At 37.2% G+C, this 2,793-nt stretch carries 3 protein-coding genes; 1 reads left to right on the forward strand and 2 read right to left on the reverse strand.

The window, feature by feature from the left end; all coding sequences use genetic code 11:
- Positions 1-109: 109 nt before the first annotated feature.
- Complete coding sequence (locus ACIQ6Z_RS09865; RefSeq protein WP_396210706.1) at positions 110-976, reverse strand: DUF58 domain-containing protein; 867 nt, start codon at positions 974-976, stop codon at positions 110-112.
- Between the two features lie 72 nt (positions 977-1,048).
- A complete protein-coding gene (locus ACIQ6Z_RS09870) occupies positions 1,049-2,053 on the reverse strand; it encodes an AAA family ATPase (RefSeq protein WP_396210707.1) in 1,005 nt (334 codons plus the stop codon).
- 178 nt (positions 2,054-2,231) lie between these two features.
- Here ACIQ6Z_RS09870 and ACIQ6Z_RS09875 point away from each other — a divergent pair.
- Positions 2,232-2,793: aldo/keto reductase family oxidoreductase (locus ACIQ6Z_RS09875; RefSeq protein WP_396210708.1), on the forward strand; the 562-nt coding region annotated here is incomplete at its 3' end.

The raw sequence follows: 2,793 nt of genomic DNA on the forward strand, positions 1-2,793 counted from the left end.
GATCCAATCTTTATTTGTGAAGAATCAATAGAAGTAGTGATTTTTTGGGAAAACCCAAAAACCCCAAAAAGTAAAGCAATATGTAAGTAAATCGTCTTTCTCATTTTTCTTAATTTCTCGCTTTAAAATAGCCTAATAATTTGGTCACATAACTTTCATCTACTCTGGAACTTATGGTGCCGGCACCACATTTTGAAAAAATATCTTTAAAATAAGAAACGTTCTCAAGGTAGTGCTTTTCATAATTTTGTCGCACCTTTTTTGATTGGGTATCAACCAGTAACGTTTCTCCCGTTTCAGCATCTAACAGGTTGACAATTCCAATGTTGGGGAGGTATTCTTCTCTTTGATCAAACACCCTAATTCCTGTAACATCATGACGTTTTGCTGCAATTTTTAAGGTGTGTTCGTAAGATGTTGCCATAAAATCGGAAATCACAAAAACGATTGCTTTCTTTTTCATCACACTCGAAAGATATTTTAAGGCATGTGACAAATCGGTTTTTTTGCTTTTGGGTTCAAATTCGATCAATTCGCGAATGATGCGTAAGACATGTGATTTCCCTTTTTTAGGCGGAATATACAATTCGATTTGATCGGAAAACAACAACAAACCAATTTTATCATTATTTTGAGTGGCCGAAAAAGCCAATGTGGCTGCAATTTCGGTAATCATGTCGCGTTTCTGTTGGTTTTTTGTACCAAAACTCTCCGAACCCGAAATATCCACAACCAACATCATCGTCAATTCGCGCTCCTCTTCAAACACCTTAACAAAGGGTTCGTTATAACGTGCCGTTACGTTCCAATCAATCGCCCGCACATCGTCTCCGTACTGGTATTGACGCACTTCCGAAAAGGTCATTCCGCGTCCCTTAAAAGATGTGTGGTATTCTCCCGAAAAGATGTGATCGCTCAATCTTCGGGTTTTGATTTCAATTTTTCGAACTTTCTTTAGAATTTCTTTGGTATCCATTTTTCAGTGGTCAGTGGTTAGTGGTCAGTTGTCATCAGTTGGTTAACTGATAACTGAACACTGATAACTAAATTAAGGCACTTCGATTTCGTTTACAATTTTACTAATGATGTCTTCCGTTGTCACATTCTCAGCTTCGGCTTCATACGTGATTCCGATTCTGTGACGCAGTACATCATAAACTACCGCGCGCACATCTTCTGGAATAACATAGCCTCTGCGTTTGATAAATGCATAACATTTTGCGGCTGTTGCCAAGTTGATACTTCCACGAGGCGAAGCACCAAAACTGATCAACGGTTTTAGATTTTCTAATTTGTATTTTTCGGGATAACGCGTCGCAAAAATAATGTCTAAAATGTACTTTTCGATTTTCTCGTCCATATACACTTCACGCACCGCTTCTTGTGCTTTTAATATTTGTTCCAAAGAAACTACTTCGTTTACTTTTTCAAAGGCTCCTTTTAAATTTTGACGAATTACCAAACGCTCATCGTCCATTTTTGGATAATCAATAACTACTTTTAACATGAAACGGTCTACTTGTGCTTCGGGCAACGGATACGTTCCTTCTTGATCCACGGGATTTTGAGTAGCCATTACTAAAAAGGGTTTGTCCAACTTAAAGGTTTCATCGCCAATAGTTACCTGTTTTTCTTGCATGGCTTCCAATAATGCCGATTGTACTTTAGCGGGAGCTCGGTTGATTTCATCGGCTAAAACGAAATTGGCGAAAATAGGCCCTTTACGTATGGTGAAATCATTTTGTTTGATGTTGTAAATCATGGTACCTACTACATCAGCAGGCAATAAATCAGGCGTAAACTGTATACGGCTAAACGAACCATGAACAGCTTGCGAAAGCGTATTAATTGCTAAGGTTTTTGCTAGCCCAGGGACACCTTCCAATAAGATGTGTCCTTGCCCTAATAATCCAATCAATAATCGTTCTACCATGTGTTTTTGACCTACAATTACTTTGTTCATTTCCATGGTAAGCAAGTCAATAAAAGCACTTTCACGTTCTATCTTTTCGTTAATGGCTCTAATGTCTAGGGTCGATGTATTTTCTTCCATTTTTAGGTTTTAATTGATACTTTGAAATTAACAACAATTTTTAACGGTGCAAATTGTAATTTTTTTTAGTTATTCGTTGTTAACGTTGCGTTAAAAAACAACAAAAAAAGGGGAAATTATGCCTCTTTTATGATTCTATTTTTATAATTTTAAGAAAAATTTAAAAATTACGTCGACTATGTCCATACAATTATCACCTATTATTGCCGGAGTAATGAATTGGGGGGTTTGGGATAAAAACCTTAATACTAAGGAAATGAACCACTTAATTCATCTTTTTTTTGAAAATGGGATTACTACTTTTGATCATGCCGATATTTACGGGGGGTATACTACCGAAGCTAGTTTTGGAAAAGCTTGGGCTAATGCTAAAATTGACCGCGAAAAAATCCAATTGATTTCAAAATGCGGCATTCAATATGTGTCTGAAAATCGACCACAAAACACAATTAAACATTATGAGTACTCGTCGGACTATATCATTTGGTCCGTAGAAAATTCATTGAAAAATCTTCAAACCGACTATTTAGATGTTTTGCTCTTGCACCGCCCTAGCCCTTTAATGCAAGCGGACGAAATTGCGGAAGCAGTAGAAGAACTAAAAGCGTCGGGCAAAATTCGTTCGTTTGGTGTGTCTAATTTTACATCCTCGCAAACCGAATTATTGCGCCAAAAAACCGAAATTGCCTTCAATCAAATTCAGTTTTCGGCCACAAATCATGAAGCCATGGTTGATGGCA

Source organism: Flavobacterium sp., from assembly GCF_044376915.1.
Taxonomy (GTDB): Bacteria; Bacteroidota; Bacteroidia; order Flavobacteriales; family Flavobacteriaceae; genus Flavobacterium.

Bases quoted from the DNA above. Each gene is read 5' to 3' on its own strand.
- ACIQ6Z_RS09865 (WP_396210706.1), bottom strand. From the start codon at position 976: ATGGATACCAAAGAAATTCTAAAGAAAGTTCGAAAAATTGAAATCAAA.
- ACIQ6Z_RS09870 (WP_396210707.1), bottom strand. From the start codon at position 2,053: ATGGAAGAAAATACATCGACCCTAGACATTAGAGCCATTAACGAAAAG.